The organism is Ruegeria sp. CDSA246, from assembly GCF_059611225.1.
Genome location: NZ_JBXWPD010000013.1, coordinates 1 through 16,373 on the forward strand (window position 1 = coordinate 1; position 16,373 = coordinate 16,373).

13 protein-coding genes are annotated in these 16,373 nt (G+C 56.0%); 8 read left to right on the forward strand and 5 right to left on the reverse strand.

Annotated elements, in window-relative coordinates; translation table 11 throughout:
• Positions 1-431: 431 nt before the first annotated feature.
• Positions 432-1,307 (reverse strand): LysR family transcriptional regulator, encoded by an 876-nt coding sequence (locus AC2FI9_RS16650; RefSeq protein ID WP_496769159.1) that lies wholly within the window; start codon positions 1,305-1,307, stop codon positions 432-434.
• Positions 1,308-1,442: 135 nt separating this feature from the next.
• Here AC2FI9_RS16650 and AC2FI9_RS16655 point away from each other — a divergent pair, with 135 nt between their 5' ends.
• Positions 1,443-2,408 (forward strand): NAD(P)-dependent oxidoreductase, encoded by a 966-nt coding sequence (locus AC2FI9_RS16655; protein WP_496741911.1) that lies wholly within the window; start codon positions 1,443-1,445, stop codon positions 2,406-2,408.
• A gap of 290 nt (positions 2,409-2,698) precedes the next feature.
• Here the strand turns inward: AC2FI9_RS16655 and AC2FI9_RS16660 are convergent, their stop codons facing one another.
• Positions 2,699-3,574, reverse strand: a complete 876-nt coding sequence (locus AC2FI9_RS16660; RefSeq protein ID WP_496769161.1) for a LysR family transcriptional regulator — start codon at positions 3,572-3,574, stop codon at positions 2,699-2,701.
• 119 nt (positions 3,575-3,693) lie between these two features.
• Between AC2FI9_RS16660 and AC2FI9_RS16665 the strand changes: the two genes are divergently transcribed.
• From AC2FI9_RS16665 to AC2FI9_RS16675, 3 genes are read left to right on the forward strand one after another with little or no spacing between them, the layout of a single operon-like run.
• Positions 3,694-4,560 (forward strand): HalD/BesD family halogenase, encoded by an 867-nt coding sequence (locus AC2FI9_RS16665; protein ID WP_496769162.1) that lies wholly within the window; start codon positions 3,694-3,696, stop codon positions 4,558-4,560.
• An 11-nt stretch (positions 4,561-4,571) separates the two neighbouring features.
• A complete protein-coding gene (locus tag AC2FI9_RS16670; protein WP_282169715.1) occupies positions 4,572-5,120 on the forward strand; it encodes an isochorismatase family protein in 549 nt (182 codons plus the stop codon).
• A gap of 30 nt (positions 5,121-5,150) precedes the next feature.
• Positions 5,151-6,062 carry an NAD(P)-dependent oxidoreductase gene (locus AC2FI9_RS16675; protein WP_496769165.1) on the forward strand — a complete coding sequence of 304 codons (912 nt, stop codon included), beginning with the start codon at positions 5,151-5,153 and terminating at the stop codon, positions 6,060-6,062.
• A gap of 117 nt (positions 6,063-6,179) precedes the next feature.
• On the opposite strand, the gene AC2FI9_RS16680 is transcribed toward AC2FI9_RS16675, so the two are convergent.
• Entirely contained in the window at positions 6,180-6,659 is a 480-nt protein-coding gene (locus AC2FI9_RS16680) for an Lrp/AsnC family transcriptional regulator (RefSeq protein WP_496769167.1), read from the reverse strand.
• Positions 6,660-6,747: 88 nt separating this feature from the next.
• Here AC2FI9_RS16680 and AC2FI9_RS16685 point away from each other — a divergent pair, with 88 nt between their 5' ends.
• From AC2FI9_RS16685 to AC2FI9_RS16700, 4 genes are all read left to right on the forward strand, one after another.
• Complete coding sequence (locus AC2FI9_RS16685) at positions 6,748-7,758, forward strand: pyridoxal-phosphate dependent enzyme (protein ID WP_496769169.1); 1,011 nt, start codon at positions 6,748-6,750, stop codon at positions 7,756-7,758.
• Complete coding sequence (locus AC2FI9_RS16690; protein ID WP_496769171.1) at positions 7,751-8,875, forward strand: M20 aminoacylase family protein; 1,125 nt, start codon at positions 7,751-7,753, stop codon at positions 8,873-8,875. The genes AC2FI9_RS16685 and AC2FI9_RS16690 overlap by 8 nt, the downstream gene beginning before the upstream one ends.
• 479 nt (positions 8,876-9,354) lie before the next feature.
• Complete coding sequence (locus AC2FI9_RS16695) at positions 9,355-9,831, forward strand: hypothetical protein (RefSeq protein ID WP_496725186.1); 477 nt, start codon at positions 9,355-9,357, stop codon at positions 9,829-9,831.
• A complete protein-coding gene (locus AC2FI9_RS16700; protein WP_496741897.1) occupies positions 9,828-10,763 on the forward strand; it encodes a polyprenyl synthetase family protein in 936 nt (311 codons plus the stop codon). Before AC2FI9_RS16695 ends, AC2FI9_RS16700 begins: the two co-directional genes overlap by 4 nt.
• Here the strand turns inward: AC2FI9_RS16700 and AC2FI9_RS16705 are convergent, their stop codons facing one another.
• The gene (locus AC2FI9_RS16705) at positions 10,764-14,045 is read right to left on the reverse strand and encodes an adenylate/guanylate cyclase domain-containing protein (protein WP_496769173.1); all 3,282 of its coding nucleotides are present in this window, start codon (positions 14,043-14,045) and stop codon (positions 10,764-10,766) included.
• Positions 14,046-14,078: 33 nt separating this feature from the next.
• On the reverse strand, positions 14,079-15,866 hold the full coding sequence (locus tag AC2FI9_RS16710) for an FAD-dependent oxidoreductase (RefSeq protein WP_496769175.1): 1,788 nt from the start codon (positions 15,864-15,866) through the stop codon (positions 14,079-14,081).
• Positions 15,867-16,373: the final 507 nt, after the last annotated feature.

A 16,373-nucleotide genomic window follows, 5' to 3' on the forward strand; every position in this document is an offset into this window, starting at 1 on the left:
AGTGCCGATGACTACAATCGATGTTATCGCGAGGTATGTCGACGCGTCGAACACTGCTAAGATCCAATGAACACATTACAACCTGATGAGACACTCGTTGGGTTCAAATGCACAACCCAGAATTAGAAGAATATGCGTAGAGACTGTCTCGTTGTCCAATCCTCAGTCGCTACAATGAGCAACAAACCCTCTCTTAGCAAATAGACCTATTTTGTCCGATAGGCTCTGACGTCAGACATGTTTGGATGTCTGCATTAGTAGGTTTTAACAGAAAATGCGATACCGAGTGATCATTTGCTGCGCAGATTCCAACGTCCGAATACTGTTCATAGCGGGCGCGTCGTCGCTGGCTCACCATTCACTATCCCAAAAATCTCTGAACTGAACACCCATAAACAACAGACGTTTAGACGAAGGAGAATTTCCATAGTTTATCGAAAGATGTCTTCCAGCCAAGCTTCAAAACGCTGTTTGGCTACCGCATCCGCTTTTGTGTTTTGCCCTGAAATCAAATAGTGGCTCTGTTCTATATGAACTGCTTCACCAACTATGGCGACCTTTCTTCCGGTCTCAACTGCGGTTTTGGCAAACCTCTCGATAACGATCGCATTGCCGCCACCTGCGGCCACGATGTCCACTGCGGCTATTGTCGTGTCGACCACAAAGGTTGATGCGAATTGGGTTTGTCGAACCCCGATTGCGGAAAAATACCGTTCCCACATTTGCTGGAAACCCAGAATGTGAATGAGTGGCCGTTGTTGCAGATCGTCGATGGGAGGGGTTTCCTCCTCGACCATCTTGGGGGCAATAGGGACGATACGTTCAGTAGATATTTTCCGAGAGGGGATTTCATTCCAATCGCCACTTCCTGTCCTCAGTTCGACATCGACATTTTCGCGGCCTGCGGATTCGGCCCAAATGTTCGAGATCAGCTTTATGGAAATATCGGGATGAATCCGCAAAAACTCGGGCAGCCTATGAGCGAGAAACAAGGTCGCTGTGGATATTGGCGCGCGCACGACCAGCTCGTGCTTCTGGTTTGATCCGAACAGGCTGATCGTTGACAGATCGATGTCTCTCAGGGCTTGCCGCACGGAAAAAGCGTATGCCTGACCAACTTCGGTCAGGCTAAGATTGCGTGCGGCACGATAGAACAAGGGGCAGCCAAGTTGTGCTTCCAGCGAGCGGACATGAAGGCTGAGTGCCGATTGTGTGATACCCAGCTCGGCTGCGGCAGTAGTAAAGCTCAGATGCCGCGCTGCGCATTCAAAGGACCGAAGCCAGATAGGGTTAGGAGATCGCGGCATTCTTAGCACCGAAAATTTTCGCTAATACCTGCCCGTTTTATTCGTTTTACACCCTGCCATCAACGTCTGTAGTTTTTTTCAAAGTAACATCTTTTGCCGATCATCCGGCGGGAACTGGAACAGGGAAACACGCACATGAAAGTTGGGTTTATTGGTCTTGGAAATGTCGGCGGGAAACTCAGCGGCAGTTTGCTGCGGAACGGCATTGATCTAACGGTGCATGACCTCAATCCCGAACTTGTGGATGATTTCGTGTCGCGTGGGGCAGCCCGGGGTGAAAGCCCGGCCCAACTGATGCGCGATTGCGATGCTGTTATCACCTGTCTGCCGTCTCCCGCCGCTTCGGATGTTGTCATGCAACAGATGCTGCCCGAGGTGAAACCGGGCAAAATCTGGATGGAGATGTCCACCACTGACGAGGCCGAGGTCAAACGCCTGGGCGCAATGGTGATGGACGCAGGAGGCGCAGCCGTGGATTGCCCGGTTTCGGGTGGATGCCACCGCGCGGCGACGGGCAATATCTCGATCTTTGCGGGGTGCGATCGTGCTACGTTTGACCGCATCGCGCCTTTCCTGAAAACCATGGGTCGCCGCATTCTGCACACTGGCGATCTGGGCTCGGCTTCGGTTCTGAAAGTTGTGACGAACTATCTGGCCACGGCCAATCTTGTCACCTGCTGCGAAGCGCTGGTCACCGCCAAGGCAGCCGGCATGGACCTGAACACGACCTATGAAGCGATGAAGATCAGCTCCGGCACGTCTTTTGTGCATGAAACCGAAAGCCAGGTGATCCTGAACGGCAGCCGGGACATTTCCTTTACCATGGACCTGGTCAAAAAGGATGCCGGTCTGTTCCAGCAGGTGGCCGACCGCCACAACGTGCCGCTGGAAATCTCGCCTATGCTGGTGCAGATTTTCGAGGACGGCATCGAGCGCTATGGCGAGCGTTGTTTTTCGCCCAACATCATCAAACGTCTGGAAGAGGCCACAGGTCTGGATATTCTCGCCCCCGGGTTTCCGCCGGAAATGATGGATGATGAGCCGGAAGAACCCGGTTACGAGGTGATCCCGCAAGGTTTTGAACGCGAAGCCGCTGAATAAAAAAACGGCTGAATTGTAGCGCATCTGTACATTCGGCGGGCACCCAGCAACGCGCAACCTGACGGCCGCGGGAATTGAGCACCTATCAAGAGTCGATCGCGATCTGGTCGAAGCGGGAGTGAGTGCACCTGATAGGTTCACCACTGCCGCGCTGACGGCCAGCGACTATGAGAACCAAGAGGAATCCGGTGTGCCGGTACATAATCTCTTTGGCGCATACTATGTACCAGCAACCTTCTCTAATTGAATAAATTTAAACTGTCTCACTGGCGTTGGAGCCAGACAGAAGATCAGGTTAAAAAACGGGTTTTTAACCACTCGCAAAAAGCGGTCGAATCGTGTGATCCGGCCGTACCTGTTTTGTGTTGCAAGACGTAGTGAGCCTGACCCGTATCAACGGGGGCACCGACAATTCTGATCTGGCGCCCGCTCGCGATGGCCTGCTGCGCGAACCGGTTGATCATAATAGTGCAGCCGCTTTCCGCGGCCACCAATTCGCAAGCGGCGACCGAGGTATCGACGATAAGGCGCGGAGATATATCAGCATTGGGCAGACCACGGGCCGACAGATACCGCGCCCAATGGTCGTCGAACCCGAGAACGTGGATGGCAGCGTGCGCCATCAGGTCCTCGGGTGTTTTGATCATTGGCGCGGTGCGCACACCGCAAACTGGAACGATGAATTCATCAGAAAGCTTGACCATGCGCGTGTCGGAATGGGTTTGCGGAGCCAACTGGATGTCAACGTCCACGGGATGCCCTTCCTGGCCGCTCTGCCACAGAGAGGTGACAAGTTTGATCCCGATACCGGGATGAGCTGTCTGAAAGGTCGCAAGTTGCGGCGCCAGCCAAATGATCATGGCCGCCGACGCCCGCACAACGATCGTCGTCTCCAAGGCAGGCCCGAACAACCCGTTTGTGGAAAATGCGATGTGCTCCAATGAATCCCGGACCGATATCAAATAGGCCCGGCCGATTTCCGTCAGTTGCAGGCTTTTGGCCTTGCGAATGAACAGTTTCTGCCCCAGCTGACCTTCCAGCGCCTTCATGTGTTGACTGACAGCCGTTTGTGTCAGCCCCAGCTCTCGACTGGCGGCGGTAAAGCTAAGATGACGTGCGGCGGCCTCGAAAGTGCGAAGCCAGTTCAGATTGAGATTGCTTTTCATTGCCCATTCATAAGTTTTTTATGCGCATGGACGCAAATTCTTTCATTTTCCTTCATTCCGGTCGGCAGTTAGACAAAAGTAACCGACGACGAAGTCGACAAGAAAAAAAGGAGCGATCTATGCCGGAGATCAATCAAGATACAGACACCGACATGGTATTGAGCCTTGTGGATCTGGAGCGCTATCCCATTGCGGATCTGGAAAGTGTCGAAGGCGCTGCGTTTCTCCAGACCTGTCAGGACCAGATGGAGGAACATGGCTGGTGCAATCTGGATGGGTTCATCCGCCCCGAGGCACTGGCAGCACTGGCCGATGAATCCAACGCCTTGCTACCCACCGCTGACGTACTGACTATCAAGCGCAACATCTACCAGGGCGCAATTGATCCGTCGCTGCCCAAGGATGATCCGCGCCGTAAGGAATATACGCATGTGGCAACGCAATTGGCGGACGATCAGCTGCCAAAGGAAACGCTCATCCAACAGCTTTATCAGTCGCCGCGTTTGACAGACTTTGTGCGCCGCGTCCAAAAGAAAGAGGTGCTGCATCGCTGCGCCGATGAGTTTCAGGCGCTGAATGTCGTCGCCCTGCATCCAGGAAGCTGGCACGCCTGGCACTATGATACGACGGAATGCACCGTGACGCTGCTGTTGCAGGCCGCTGAAACCGGTGGTGACTTTGCCTTCTTGCCAAACTCGCGCACCGACGAAACCGAAGACCGCGAGGCGGTGGATCGTTTGCTTGCTGGCGATATGTCCCATGCACAGAAGTTTGACCGGGGCGCCGGTACTTTTACCCTGTTTCGCGGTGGCTATTCTTTGCACGGAGTGACAGAGGTCGAAGGGTCGACCCCCCGCGTCACCGCGATCATGACCTATGACGAACAGGAAGGCCGCGTGATCAGCGACGACGTCAACATCCGGATCTATGGTGAACGCGTCAAAAATATCCTCGCGGAACGCGCAGCCTCCAGCAGCAACGCATAAAGGACCAAGCCATGAAAACTGCTCTACTCGTCATCGATGTGCAAATGGCACTGGCTCATGAGGATGCCGCCGGTGCCGTGCGATCTTGCCCCGAGGCAGGCGACAATATTGGCCGACTTCTCAGCCGGTTTCGCGCGCAAGGTGACAAGATCGTCCATGTGCACCACCACGGGCTTGACCCGGATGATCCATTTCATGCGGACGCGCCTGGCGCGGCTGTTCAACCCTTTGCAGCACCGCAGGGGGACGAGCCGGTGATCATCAAATACGTCTCCAGCGCCTTTGCCGGAACTTCGCTCGAGGCCGATCTGCGCGCCGACAATATCGAGCGTGTGGTCATCTGCGGGGCCACGGCCAATCACTGCGCCGAGTCCGCCGCGCGCTCTGCAAGCAGTCTGGGCTTTGAGATGGTCTATGCCTCAGATGCCGTCTGGGCTTATGACGCGACCGGGCCGGACGGGGTGACCCACAGCGCCGAACAGATCCATTCCGTCACGCTTGCCAACCTGCAGGGTGAGTTTGGTGAGGTATGTTCGACCGACACCATCCTGAACGCCTAAGCAATATAACTAACCCCGAGGACGGCGAAGATGCGAATTGGATTTATTGGGCTTGGCACCATGGGCGGCCCGGCGGCCCTGAACCTGATCAAGGGCGGGCATGACCTGACGGTCTGCGACCTTGATCGGAACCGGGCAGAAGAGCACCTGGCGCTTGGGGCGAAGTGGGCAGAGACCCCTGCGGCAGCCGCGCAAGCGGCGGACATCGTGTTCACCATGGTCTTTGGACCAAAGCAAATCGAACAAGTGGCAGGCGGCGACGATGGGCTGCGTTCCGCCATGTCCGCGGGGCAGGTTTGGGTGGATATGACAACCAACAAACCCGCCTTTGTGCGCGAGCTTGCCGCCTGCTTTGCTGAGATCGGAGTGCAGTTGATTGATGCGCCGGTCACGGGTGCCGTCGATGGCGCACGCACCGGCAACATGCCCCAATTTGCAGGTGGGGATGAGGCGACCGTCGCGCGTATTCGCCCCGTGATGGAACTGATGGGTCCGCTTCATTACATGGGCCCCAGCGGCAGCGGGTCCGTGACGAAACTGGCCAGCAATCAGCTTTGGGCCATCCACGCAACAGCCATGGGTGAAGCACTTGTCATGGCGGTGAAATCAGGTGTCGATCTGTCACGGGCCTGGGACGCGCTTAAGATCGGGGCTAGCGAAAGTTGGTGCATGCATCACGACGCCCCGTCCGTTTTTGCCGGACATTATGATCCGTCCTTCACACTGGATCTGTGCCAAAAGGATCTGGGCCTGATCGTTGAGGCCTGCGACGACGCCGGCACCGCCGCCCCTGCCACACGGCTGGTATGCACGCAGTTCGAAGCGGCCCGCGAAAGATACGGGGGCGACAAGGGCGAATTGCATGTGGTGAAGCTTGAAGAAGACAATGCTGGCGTGTCACTTCGCCTTGACGGGGATTGGATCCCGCACTGGGAAAAATAACGAGGGGCCCAATCTAGGCCCTAACCCCAAGGTCCCGCGGCGCTGGTTAATAAGCGCATCCGCGGCCCAGCATTCGACGTGCCGCTTTGACGCGGTAGCTGGCGTAAATGTTGATTCTTACCGTTCCAACCCAACATCCTGAACAGGAATACCCAAACCGACTTTCTTTCTTCCCATGACAACAGATGTGCGAAAACGACGGACGTTTGAGTTGTCGAAGAACAATCGTTTCGTGAGTTCCTGAAAATCATCCATATCCTTTGCGGAGCAGACGAGACAGAAGTCGGCGTCTCCGGTGATGTAATAGCACTGCTGTACCATAGGCTCTGATTGCGCCTGACGAGAGAATGCGTCGATCTGATCCTGACGTTCGCGTTCCAATTCGACCATGACAATGAAGCTCATCGCGACACCCAGCTTTTTGGGATCAACGATTGCGACTTCTGAAAGAATTGCGCCCGAGGTTCTGAGCGCCTTTAACCGCCGCTGAACGGAGGCCACGGACAAGCCTGTCTCGGACGCAAGCTTTTCGAGGCCCATCTTGGCATCGGCTTGCATCAACTGAAGCAGGTTTCGGTCATACTGATCGAGTTTCATGAGAAATTCCCTATAGGGTAAGAAAATTTCCCGAAAATTCGGAAAAATTGACCATAATAGGTCATCCTTCGCGTGTACAACTTTCTGTATGAAAAATCCAACGATACTCGATGTTGCAAAACCGCTGGCTCTGCTGGCTGCATGCCCCGCCTATAAACCCAGTCCGTTGGAGGCACGCAGTCTCCGAGACAGACCTATTCTGATCAAGGATGAAACCAACAGGATGGGATTGGGGGCTTTCAAAGCGCTCGGTGGCGTTTACGCTGTTGCCAAGCTGATAGAAACGCGGGTTGGTCACCCTTTGGAACCAAACGCCTTTTTGGATGATTCCGTGAAGGCCATCGCACGCTCGATGACTTTTGTCTGCGCCAGTGCAGGTAATCATGGCATGGCCGTGGCGGCCGGTGCGCGGCTGTTTGGCGCAAAGGCCCGCATTCACCTTGCCGAAACAGTGCCAGAGGATTTTGCAATTCGCCTGCGGGACAAAGGCGCGGAAGTTGTCCGATCGGGTGACGATTACGAGGCGAGCGTTGCGGCAGCCATAGCCGACGCCGAGGCGTCCGGCGCAATTCACCTCGCCGATGGATCGTGGCCTGGATATACGGAACCTCCGCGGTTGGTAATGGAAGGCTATACCGTCATCGCCGAAGAAATGCGGACAGAGATGGAATGCTCTGGGAATTGGCCCAGCCACGTTTACTTGCAGGCAGGTGTTGGTGGGCTGGCTGCGGGGATCGCTTACATGATCCGGTCCACCTGGGCGGTTCAGCCAAAGATCATAGTGGTTGAACCTGATGCAGCCCCTTGCCTTGCCGAAAGCGCCCGGGCGGGACAGATCGTAACGGTTGAGGGCCCCGTATCCAATATGGGGCGCTTGGACTGCAAAACGCCTTCTATGTTGGCTTTCGAAATTCTGGAACGGTGCGCCGACGACTGGGTAACGGTAACTGACTTGCAGGCCGTGGGCGCTGTAAAACATGCGCGCGATCTGGGCTTTTCCACTACGCCATCTGGCGCAGCGGGGCTTGCAGCCTTGTTGACGGACGAGGCCAAATTGCCGTTGATCGTGCTGTCCGAAGGAGATGTTCCCGATGCTTGATCTCGTTGCGTTTCGCCGTGATCTGCATGCTCACCCTGAAATAGGCTTCGACCTTGATCGGACCTCGGATCTGATCGCGACCGAGTTGGAGCGCGCAGGGCTTGAGGTCACCCGGGGTGTAGGCCGCACGGGCATTGTGGCCACCTTGCGCCGTGGTCCGGACGAAACAGCAATCGGTTTTCGAGCCGACATGGACGCGCTGCCGATACACGAGGCCACCAACTTGCCGTACCGCTCGGGAACGGAAGGCAAGTTTCACGGATGTGGCCATGATGGCCACAGCACCATGCTGCTGGGTGCCGCGCTGGAGCTTTCGGCGGACCCGTCTTTTGACCGCACCATTCACTTCATCTTTCAGCCGGACGAAGAAAACGGAAACGGGGCAGCCGCGATGATCTCGGACGGTTTGTTTGAACGCTTCCCGATGGCCGCAATCTTTGGCCTTCACAACATGCCCGGAATGGAGCTTGGTCACTTTGCCACTCAAGCGGGCTCATTCTGCGCGTTCGAGGATAATTTTGAGATACGCGTTCAGGGTCAGGGCGGGCACGCGTCGATGCCGGAAAAAGGCGTTGATCCGATTGTGACTGGGGCCGCAATTGTGCAGCAGTTGCAATCGATCGTCTCTCGCTCGGTTTCGGCGAGCGAGCATGCAGTGGTTTCCGTAACGGAGTTCCTGACAGACGGTGCACGAAACATCCTGCCCAGCAACGTAACCCTCAAGGGGGATTGCCGGGGCTTTTCCAGGGATGTGTCCGAAAATATCGAGCGCCGAATGCGCACCATTGTCGCCGGTGTTTGTGCCGCGCAAGGCGCAGAGGCGGAGGTTGATTACTCGACTTCCTTCCGGCCATTGGTGAACGATGCCAGAGCCACTGACATGATCGCGGGTGCCGCTCGTGAGGTTGGCAGCGTTGATGCGGATTACGGTCGGGTAGGATTCTCTGAAGATTTTGCAGAGTTTCTTGCCCACCGCCCCGGGGCCTTCATCCTGATGGGCAACGGAGTGGAGGGCAACAATTCGATGCCGCTTCATAACCCGTCGTATGATTTCAACGATGAAGCAATCAGGCACGGGGTTGCGTTCTGGACCAGCACGGCACGACGGGAATTTTGATGGCAAGTGACGCCTGAGCAAACGTCAATAATGGGCAATTTTTCCACCCCTGCTGTCCCCAATCGAACCTTCGGCTGATCTCATGCGGCAAATGTTCTCTTTGTTGGGCCACTTCATCTGGTGACCACCGCTAGGGTCGGTCGCATCGAGACCCAGAAACATTGTGGGAAGCAGGTGACGCAAAGCCTCATGGTCACGAACTTCGACCCGGCAGATCGCGGCGACTCTGTTTCGTATCGTCTTCTGCGCCATATGAACCAAAACCTGCGGGGCGGGTGCTTTTTTCTTACGCCGACGGCAGATCCCAAAGGTTAATAGATGGTTAACATATCTCGGTACTTGATTGCGCGGCGATCTTCTTGTTTTACTGAAAATCAAATCAACCCATGCCCAAACGCGGTGTGAATATACAGTGACAATCGGTAACAAAACTCTGAATCTACAGAACTTTATGACGATGCGGGCAATGGAGTAGCAAGATGAATCAAGACGATGGATCATCACGCAATGAGTTTGGGAACCCCGGCTCGATTGACGATATGGTGGCGATGTATCTGGAAGCGCTTGAGGGTGTTCTAGGCTCGCTGCGGGACTACAGCGAAAAGGGTGCACGGGTCGAACCCGACGTGATGTTTCTGCTTGCACAGGCACAAGCCCGGTGGCTCAGTTCAGCTTTGCGGTACTGGCAGCAGATTGCGACCATCGTCTCGACCCAAGGGACAGACGCGATCGAAGCAACCATACCCAGTGCGGATGGCCCGTCATTGGAGGCCAGACAGCTGATCGTGCTGGACAAGGCCCGTGCCGTGTTGCGCGAAATATCGGATCTGTCGCTGAGCGAGGCAAAACTGCTGCAACGTGATCTTATGGAAATCGAGGCAGAGCTTCGCAAGTCAGTCGGCCCCGAGGGTGACGACCGGGAAGGCCCCCATCGCTATGCAAAATCCAAACCATGAATAACGAAGGTGCCCGCGCCGATTGGGTGATACCGGAACTGGGATTTGAGTCTGAGACCGAACGGTTGCGCACTGCCATCGGCGCGTGGGTTGAATCCACACCCGAGGAGATGCGGCCGCAGTTGGAAGAGCAGTTTCTGGCCGGCTCAAAGTATTTTCGCCCATTGACCATCTTTGCCTGTCAGACGGCTGTCGGCAGCGAGGAGATCACGGATGAAACCATACAGGCAGCCGTAACGCTTGAGCTGTTTCATAACATGACGCTGGTTGTGGACGACATTCTGGACCAGTCGGACGAACGGCGCGGCAAACCGACCATGCACACGGCCTTTGGGCAACTTGCGGCGCTGATGACGTCCGGGTTCATGGTTGCGGAAGGCTATCGGATGATGGCGACCGAGCCGCAGGTGATCGGGTTGTTGTCCGAGCTAATGTCCCGGCTTGGCGCGGCCGAGATCGCGCAGTGGAACAGCCGCACGATGCCGCGCGGGGTCGAGGATTGGCGCAAGCTGGCGCAGGAAGACACTGGTTCGATGTTTGAGGTGGCTGCTTGTCTCGGCGACCGTAGCGAGGGGTTGCGCCATTTCGGTGGTCTGCTGGGCACCCTGTATCACGCCTGTGATGACGTGTCCGACGTGCGTGGAACCGAAGCCCTGGGCGGTGGGGGTGAAGAGGATATCCGCGACGGGATTCTAACCCTGCCAGCCGCGATCGCCGTGCGCGAGCCTGTGATCGCTGAAATGTTCCGCGATCCAAACCCGGAAAATTACGACGCCCTGGCCGAGGCCTTTCGCGCCGCTTTGCCAGAAGCCGAGGCCGAACTGGACCGGATCGCTGCAAGCGCGATAGCTGAGGCAAATCGATTTGCCCGGAACCCCAAAAAGCTGATCACACTTGTGGATCGCACGCGGGCTTTGGGCGAAGCCCGCTGATCACAAATAGGCGCGTGCCGCTTTCAGATACTGGCTGTCGAACCCTTCTTCGAACTGCGCCACCAGCGGTTCGACAAGCGCGCGTTGTGCGTCTTTCGCGGGCTGCAAAGATGCCAGACCCAGTGCCGCGCGCAGTTGCCATGCCAGCGCGGAACGGCTTTCGGCCGCGTCAAATGCAGCGCGATAATGTCGCTCTGCGCCACTGGTATCGCCACGTTTCTGCGCCAGTTCGCCTTTGACCAGACTCAAGTCAAGGACGTGGTTCAGTTCGCCTCCATCTTGCAATGGTTGGTCTAGCCCGTCCAGAACACGTGCAGCATCCTCGATCCGGTCCTGCGCCAGCAGCAAGCGCGCGTGATTTGCTTCGAAGCAGACGCGGTGGTAATGGACACCAGCATTCTTACAGGCAGCAACAGCCGTGGCCGTGATCTTTTCGGCCTCTTCCAGTTGACCGAGTTTTGCCATCGCCCGGGCGCGCCAGAACGATGCCCAGACACCCAGGAACCTGTAGCCATATTCTCCGGCAACCGCGCTGCATTCTTCGGTCAGGTCCATGACCTGTTTCCAGTCACCGTTCCAGTCGTGAATGCGGATCACACCGTTGGACAGAGCATAGACAAGCGAATAGGGGTCTGGCAGCGACCGGGTGTAATTCAGGATGTCGTTGCCGACCTTCACCGCCTGATCCGGGCGGCCCAGAGACCAAAGCGCCGCTGCCCGGAAACATTCTGAGATCACTTTGGGCTCTGCGGCCGACAGGCGCGGCCCGGGCTGGTCCCAAATGCCTTCTTCATAAAGCTGCAGCACCCGTTCGCCATAACGCACCGACTCGGCGTAGTCGCCACGGTTGAAATGCGACCATGCCTGCATCGAGGCGGAATAGACTTCATAGCGGGCATTGCCGCTGCGCGTCGCCTCGTCAGCAAGCGCCGCAAAGGTCTCGTGCCCCGAGCTTACATCGCCACGCATGGTTTCAAATGCCCCGATGCCGTAAAGAACCGCAACGCGCAAGTCGGGGTCGTCAACATCCAGAAACAGCTCGCGGGAGCGCTCAAAAGCGGTCTGCGCCTGTGGCGAGGCATAGCTGGTCGCCGCAAAGTGCACGACGCCGATGGTTGACTGCAATTGCAGCTCCAACTTGGCGCGATCAGCCAGGTCGTCGACCTCGCCGACATATTCCAATCCGTTGCTAAGCTGCGCCAGTGCCTCCTTCATCGAGGCCCGACTCCAGGCAGATTTACCAGCTGTCAGCCAATAGGGAACTGACCTGTCGCCCAGACCGGCGGCAACAAAATGGTTTGCCACCTGTTCCGGACCGGACTTGCAGCGTTCGGGAAATTTTTCTTCCAGTGTTTCGGCAATCTTGCCATGCAATTGTTGCCGCCGCCGCCGCAATATGGACCGGTACGCGGCCTCCTGAATCAAGGCATGGCGGAACATCAGGCTGTGACCGGTTTGGTCCGGGTATGCGAGGTCTGCGTCACCCAGATGCGAAAGCGAGTCTGAGAGCTCGGGCAGCGGAGTTCCGGTCACCTGAGACAGCAGGTCGACATCGAATTCCCGGCCGATCACGGCCCCGATCTGGGCGTATTCGCGGGCGGCCCCCAGCTTGTCGAGACGTGCCATCAAACTGTCTTGCAGTGTTTCAGGCACCAAATCCGCGCTGTTTCTGAATTCCATCGCAGAGCGGGTCAGCTCTTCGGCAAACAGCGGTACGCCATCTGACCGTTCCAGCAATTGCTGGCGCTGCTCGGCCGAAAAAGCATCCGAACCTGTCATACTGTCCAACAGCTCTTCGACTTCGGCTGGCTTGAGGCGCGCGAGTTCGCAGGTTTCCAGATGATCCACCTGCCAATCATGGGTGAATTCCGGCCTGCAGGTCACAAGCAACAAGATCTGATGATCGGCGAGTTTGGCGGCGAATTTGGTCAGCAAATCCAGCGATGTGGGGTCGATCCAGTGCAAGTCTTCAAAATGCACCAACAATGGTGCCCGCTTGGACAGAACGATGACCTGTTCGATCAACATGTCGATCGTCCGGGTCTTTTGCAGCTCGGGCGACAGGTTCAGCGGTGGATACCTGTCACAGGGCAGCGAAAACAAAGACGCCATCAGCGCGCGGGCTTCGTTCAGATCGTCTTCGGCGACGACCAGTTTTTCCAGCTTGTCCAGCCGGGCTTCGCTGTCATCGTCTTCCTTGAACCCGAGCACGTTTTCGATCTGACGGCGGATAGGGTACAGGGCCGTGTTCTCAAAATAAGGTGCGGATTGCAGGTGGAGAACGGTTGCACCTTCGCCCTTGGCCTGATCCACCACCTCATATGTGAGGCGGCTTTTGCCGATGCCAGCCTCACCTGAGACAAGGCAAACATTCCCCTTCTTGGATTTGGCATCTTCCCAGGCCGACATCAGGCGGGTCCGTTCCGGCGTGCGACCGACCAGAGGCGTAAGCTGCCGCCGTGCCGAGGTGACGGCGAACCGGTCCTGGCGCTGTGCTGTGGATATGACACGCCACGCCACCTGACCGGGTTCAAACCCCTTCAGATGGATGTTCTCCAGCGCTTCATAGACGAACATATCCCCCAGCAGCGAGTGCGTCCTTTTGCCGATTACAATTTGTCCCGGCTTTGCCAGGCCCTGCAATCTGGCGGCAAGATTGGGAGTATCGCCAGCCACGGCAGACGTCGAGTTCACTCCGAGCTGGTCAAGATCGCCGGCCACCACCAATCCGGTCGCAATGCCGATGCGGACCTGCAGGCGATCACCAGCTGCAGTATCCAGGCCGGCGACGGCCTCGACAATCTCCAAAGCCGCGCGGCATGCGCGTTCTGCCGCGTCCTCTTGGGCGACCGGATAGCCAAAATAGATTACAACGCCATCTCCAAGGTATTGGGCCACGTGCCCCCTGGCATCTTTGATCAACTGCGACACGGTATCCTGATACAACGCCATAAGGTCGCGATAATCTTCAGGATCAAGCCGCGCCGACAGGGCGGTCGAGCCAACCAGATCACAAAACATGATCGTAAGGTGCCGCCGTTCGGCGCTTTCCTCGCCCGTCATGGCTCCGCTGGGTCTGGGCTGTGCCGCGTCCGGCTTCATCGCCGCGATCGCCTTGCTGATCTTGAGCCGATGACCCAACACCGTGACACCCATTTCTCTGAGATGGTCGCCGGTCACATCTTCAAGAATGTCCAGGTCGATGCCGTTCTCATCAAACAGTTCGGTGTATTGTGGCAGGCCAATTTCGTTCAGCCATGCCGCAATCGTTTTAGTAGTCATCAGTCGTCTCTTACTCGTGCGAGTTATTCTTGGTTACTTTTTACGGGGCTTGCCGTCTTCTGTATAGTTCCAGAACATTGGACCAAGGCCCAAAGTCTTTTCGTTCCACTTACTTGCAGGCAGCCAATCCGTAAACAGGGAACCAAGGTTCTCTGGGCTTGGCGTGAATTTCGACTTCGGGAACTTGAAGTCTTTTGGTGGCCATAGCTTGTTGATACCCAGCGCTTTGTCCGCAAGCGTCCAGGCTTTTGCACTGGCGGCATAAGGTGCCCAAGCGATCTTGAGCGTCTGAAACATCTGACTGGGATAGAAATCGGGCGTAATCACCTCTACCGGTTTACCTGCGTCGCCTTTGTCTGGTTCTCTCTGCGCGGCCTGACGTACGCCTTCAGCCGCGATCAGCCCAGTTGCACAAGCGCCTTCGACAGTCGAGACATCAGCGAAATTCCTGACATAAGTTCCTGCCAGAAACAGGTTTTCGAACTTGGTGTTGACCTCGGGGCGATGTTCCCAGCTGCCGGTTAGATTGGCAAAAAGCTCTTCGCCCGTATTTGTGTCGACAGAGGTTTGGAACAGATCGATGTCGGCCTCGGTTATTTCTAACTTGGCAGTGATTTCTCGCAGAATGTAGTCGATCGCGGTTTTGGGGTTTTTGAGATCCAGAATGAGGTTCTGGTTTTCGTCCCGGCGTTCGGGTTTTACAGACAACAGCGATTTGAAATCCGATACCGTCACATAAAGGAAGGTGTTTTTGAGGCCCCACGTCGCCGAGTAGTTGAGGAACGTCATCTCATAGGGCGTATCCATGAAAACCACCACTTCCGTAGGGATGCCGGGTAGTTTCCGCTTGAGATAAAGCTCCACCGACGCCATCGGCTCGGCCTCCAGATACCTCAACTGGCCTAGGGTAGGGTCGGCATTGTACAAATCATCGGTCACCATCGATGCCATTGCACCGGGTGTAATACTGATGATCACGTTCTCATCGTTCACATCCACTTCGATGTCTTTCTTTGCGATCCCCCATTTGGGGTTAACTGATGGCGATTTGGTTACCTTGTCAAACACCAGCCGTTCGATCCGAGTGCCGTCTGCATTGGGATGCACTTCGCGAATTCGGTGGCGGTACTTGAGCTCAAACCGGTCTCCGAACTGATCAAGCTTTTTGTGGAAGGGATCAATCAGAGTTTCTTTCTTGGACCCATCAAACAGCCAAAGCTGCGGAACCGGAACGCGGTTGCCGTACTTCAGGAAGGTTTTGTAGCTGCGCGCTGAGGCTTGCCAACTGTCGATGGCCCAGACGGTCTGCCAGATCTTCTCATGAAGTTGGGCGACCTCATCGGTGCAATAGGGCCGTCCACGCAACCAGCCGTTGAACGACATTCGGTCCAGCTTGTCATCTTCACTGTCCGGGATCGAAAGCAGATCGATCATCGAATACATGAACAGGAAGAGTTCAGCAGGCGGCGCCGCGCCGCCGGTGAGGTTGCGATAGAAATCCTGAATGCCGCCCGGGTTCACCATTTCCGGCATGTTGTCGAGATCACCATCATAGAGGAATTTGAAGGCTTCGCGCGGTGTAAAGTTGTCTTCGATTCCAAGGTCTTCTGCGACCGACCAGAAGTTGTAATACCAATTGCACAGCATGTGATAGCTGTGCTCGCGCGGATAATCACCGTGGTCGTGCTCCTTATGGGACCGCAACATTCCGCCAATGAAATTGTCCTGCTCATACAGTGTGACGTGGTATCCCCGCTCCAACAAACGAAGAGCCGCGGTGAGCCCGGCAATCCCGGCCCCGACGATAGTTACTTTATGCATGCTCACTCCCCCGGTTTTCTGCGTCACAAGCCTGCAATTCCAAACCGGCGACGTCAAAACTTATCTAAGGTTACGATGCTTGGGGCATCAAAGGAAACATTTTCAGAGTGTTGCAGGAAAATGATCCGCAGGACGAAAGGCAACGGAATGTGTCGCGGCATTGCAAGCTGCTTTGAAATATAAGTTCAGGGATTGGGCTTGGACCCTAAATTACAAAAGCAACAAAACTTAGGTGCACGCCAATGCCGTCAACTTCACCCGTGCTTTTTGGTCAAGTTTGGCTTCAAAACCTTGAAAGCCGCCGGTATGCGCGGTGCAGACGTTAGGACTTGGCGGGACATCCATGAACCGGTTAGCGCTGCGCTTCCTCGTTTCTAAGCATTCTCTCACCGGTCACAATGTAGAGCGTGAGTTTCGTTTTTGACATTGCGATTAAGTTCGTTTTCTAACTCCGCCTCGGTCCAATCTCGGCGAGATCAAATTGTAGCTCAGAAGAAACCGAGGCGA

Bases quoted from the DNA above. Each gene is read 5' to 3' on its own strand.
- AC2FI9_RS16650 (WP_496769159.1), bottom strand. From the start codon at position 1,307: ATGCCGCGATCTCCTAACCCTATCTGGCTTCGGTCCTTTGAATGCGCA.
- AC2FI9_RS16655 (WP_496741911.1), top strand. From the start codon at position 1,443: ATGAAAGTTGGGTTTATTGGTCTTGGAAATGTCGGCGGGAAACTCAGC.
- AC2FI9_RS16660 (WP_496769161.1), bottom strand. From the start codon at position 3,574: ATGAAAAGCAATCTCAATCTGAACTGGCTTCGCACTTTCGAGGCCGCC.
- AC2FI9_RS16665 (WP_496769162.1), top strand. From the start codon at position 3,694: ATGCCGGAGATCAATCAAGATACAGACACCGACATGGTATTGAGCCTT.
- AC2FI9_RS16670 (WP_282169715.1), top strand. From the start codon at position 4,572: ATGAAAACTGCTCTACTCGTCATCGATGTGCAAATGGCACTGGCTCAT.
- AC2FI9_RS16675 (WP_496769165.1), top strand. From the start codon at position 5,151: ATGCGAATTGGATTTATTGGGCTTGGCACCATGGGCGGCCCGGCGGCC.
- AC2FI9_RS16680 (WP_496769167.1), bottom strand. From the start codon at position 6,659: ATGAAACTCGATCAGTATGACCGAAACCTGCTTCAGTTGATGCAAGCC.
- AC2FI9_RS16685 (WP_496769169.1), top strand. From the start codon at position 6,748: ATGAAAAATCCAACGATACTCGATGTTGCAAAACCGCTGGCTCTGCTG.
- AC2FI9_RS16690 (WP_496769171.1), top strand. From the start codon at position 7,751: ATGCTTGATCTCGTTGCGTTTCGCCGTGATCTGCATGCTCACCCTGAA.
- AC2FI9_RS16695 (WP_496725186.1), top strand. From the start codon at position 9,355: ATGAATCAAGACGATGGATCATCACGCAATGAGTTTGGGAACCCCGGC.
- AC2FI9_RS16700 (WP_496741897.1), top strand. From the start codon at position 9,828: ATGAATAACGAAGGTGCCCGCGCCGATTGGGTGATACCGGAACTGGGA.
- AC2FI9_RS16705 (WP_496769173.1), bottom strand. From the start codon at position 14,045: ATGACTACTAAAACGATTGCGGCATGGCTGAACGAAATTGGCCTGCCA.
- AC2FI9_RS16710 (WP_496769175.1), bottom strand. From the start codon at position 15,866: ATGCATAAAGTAACTATCGTCGGGGCCGGGATTGCCGGGCTCACCGCG.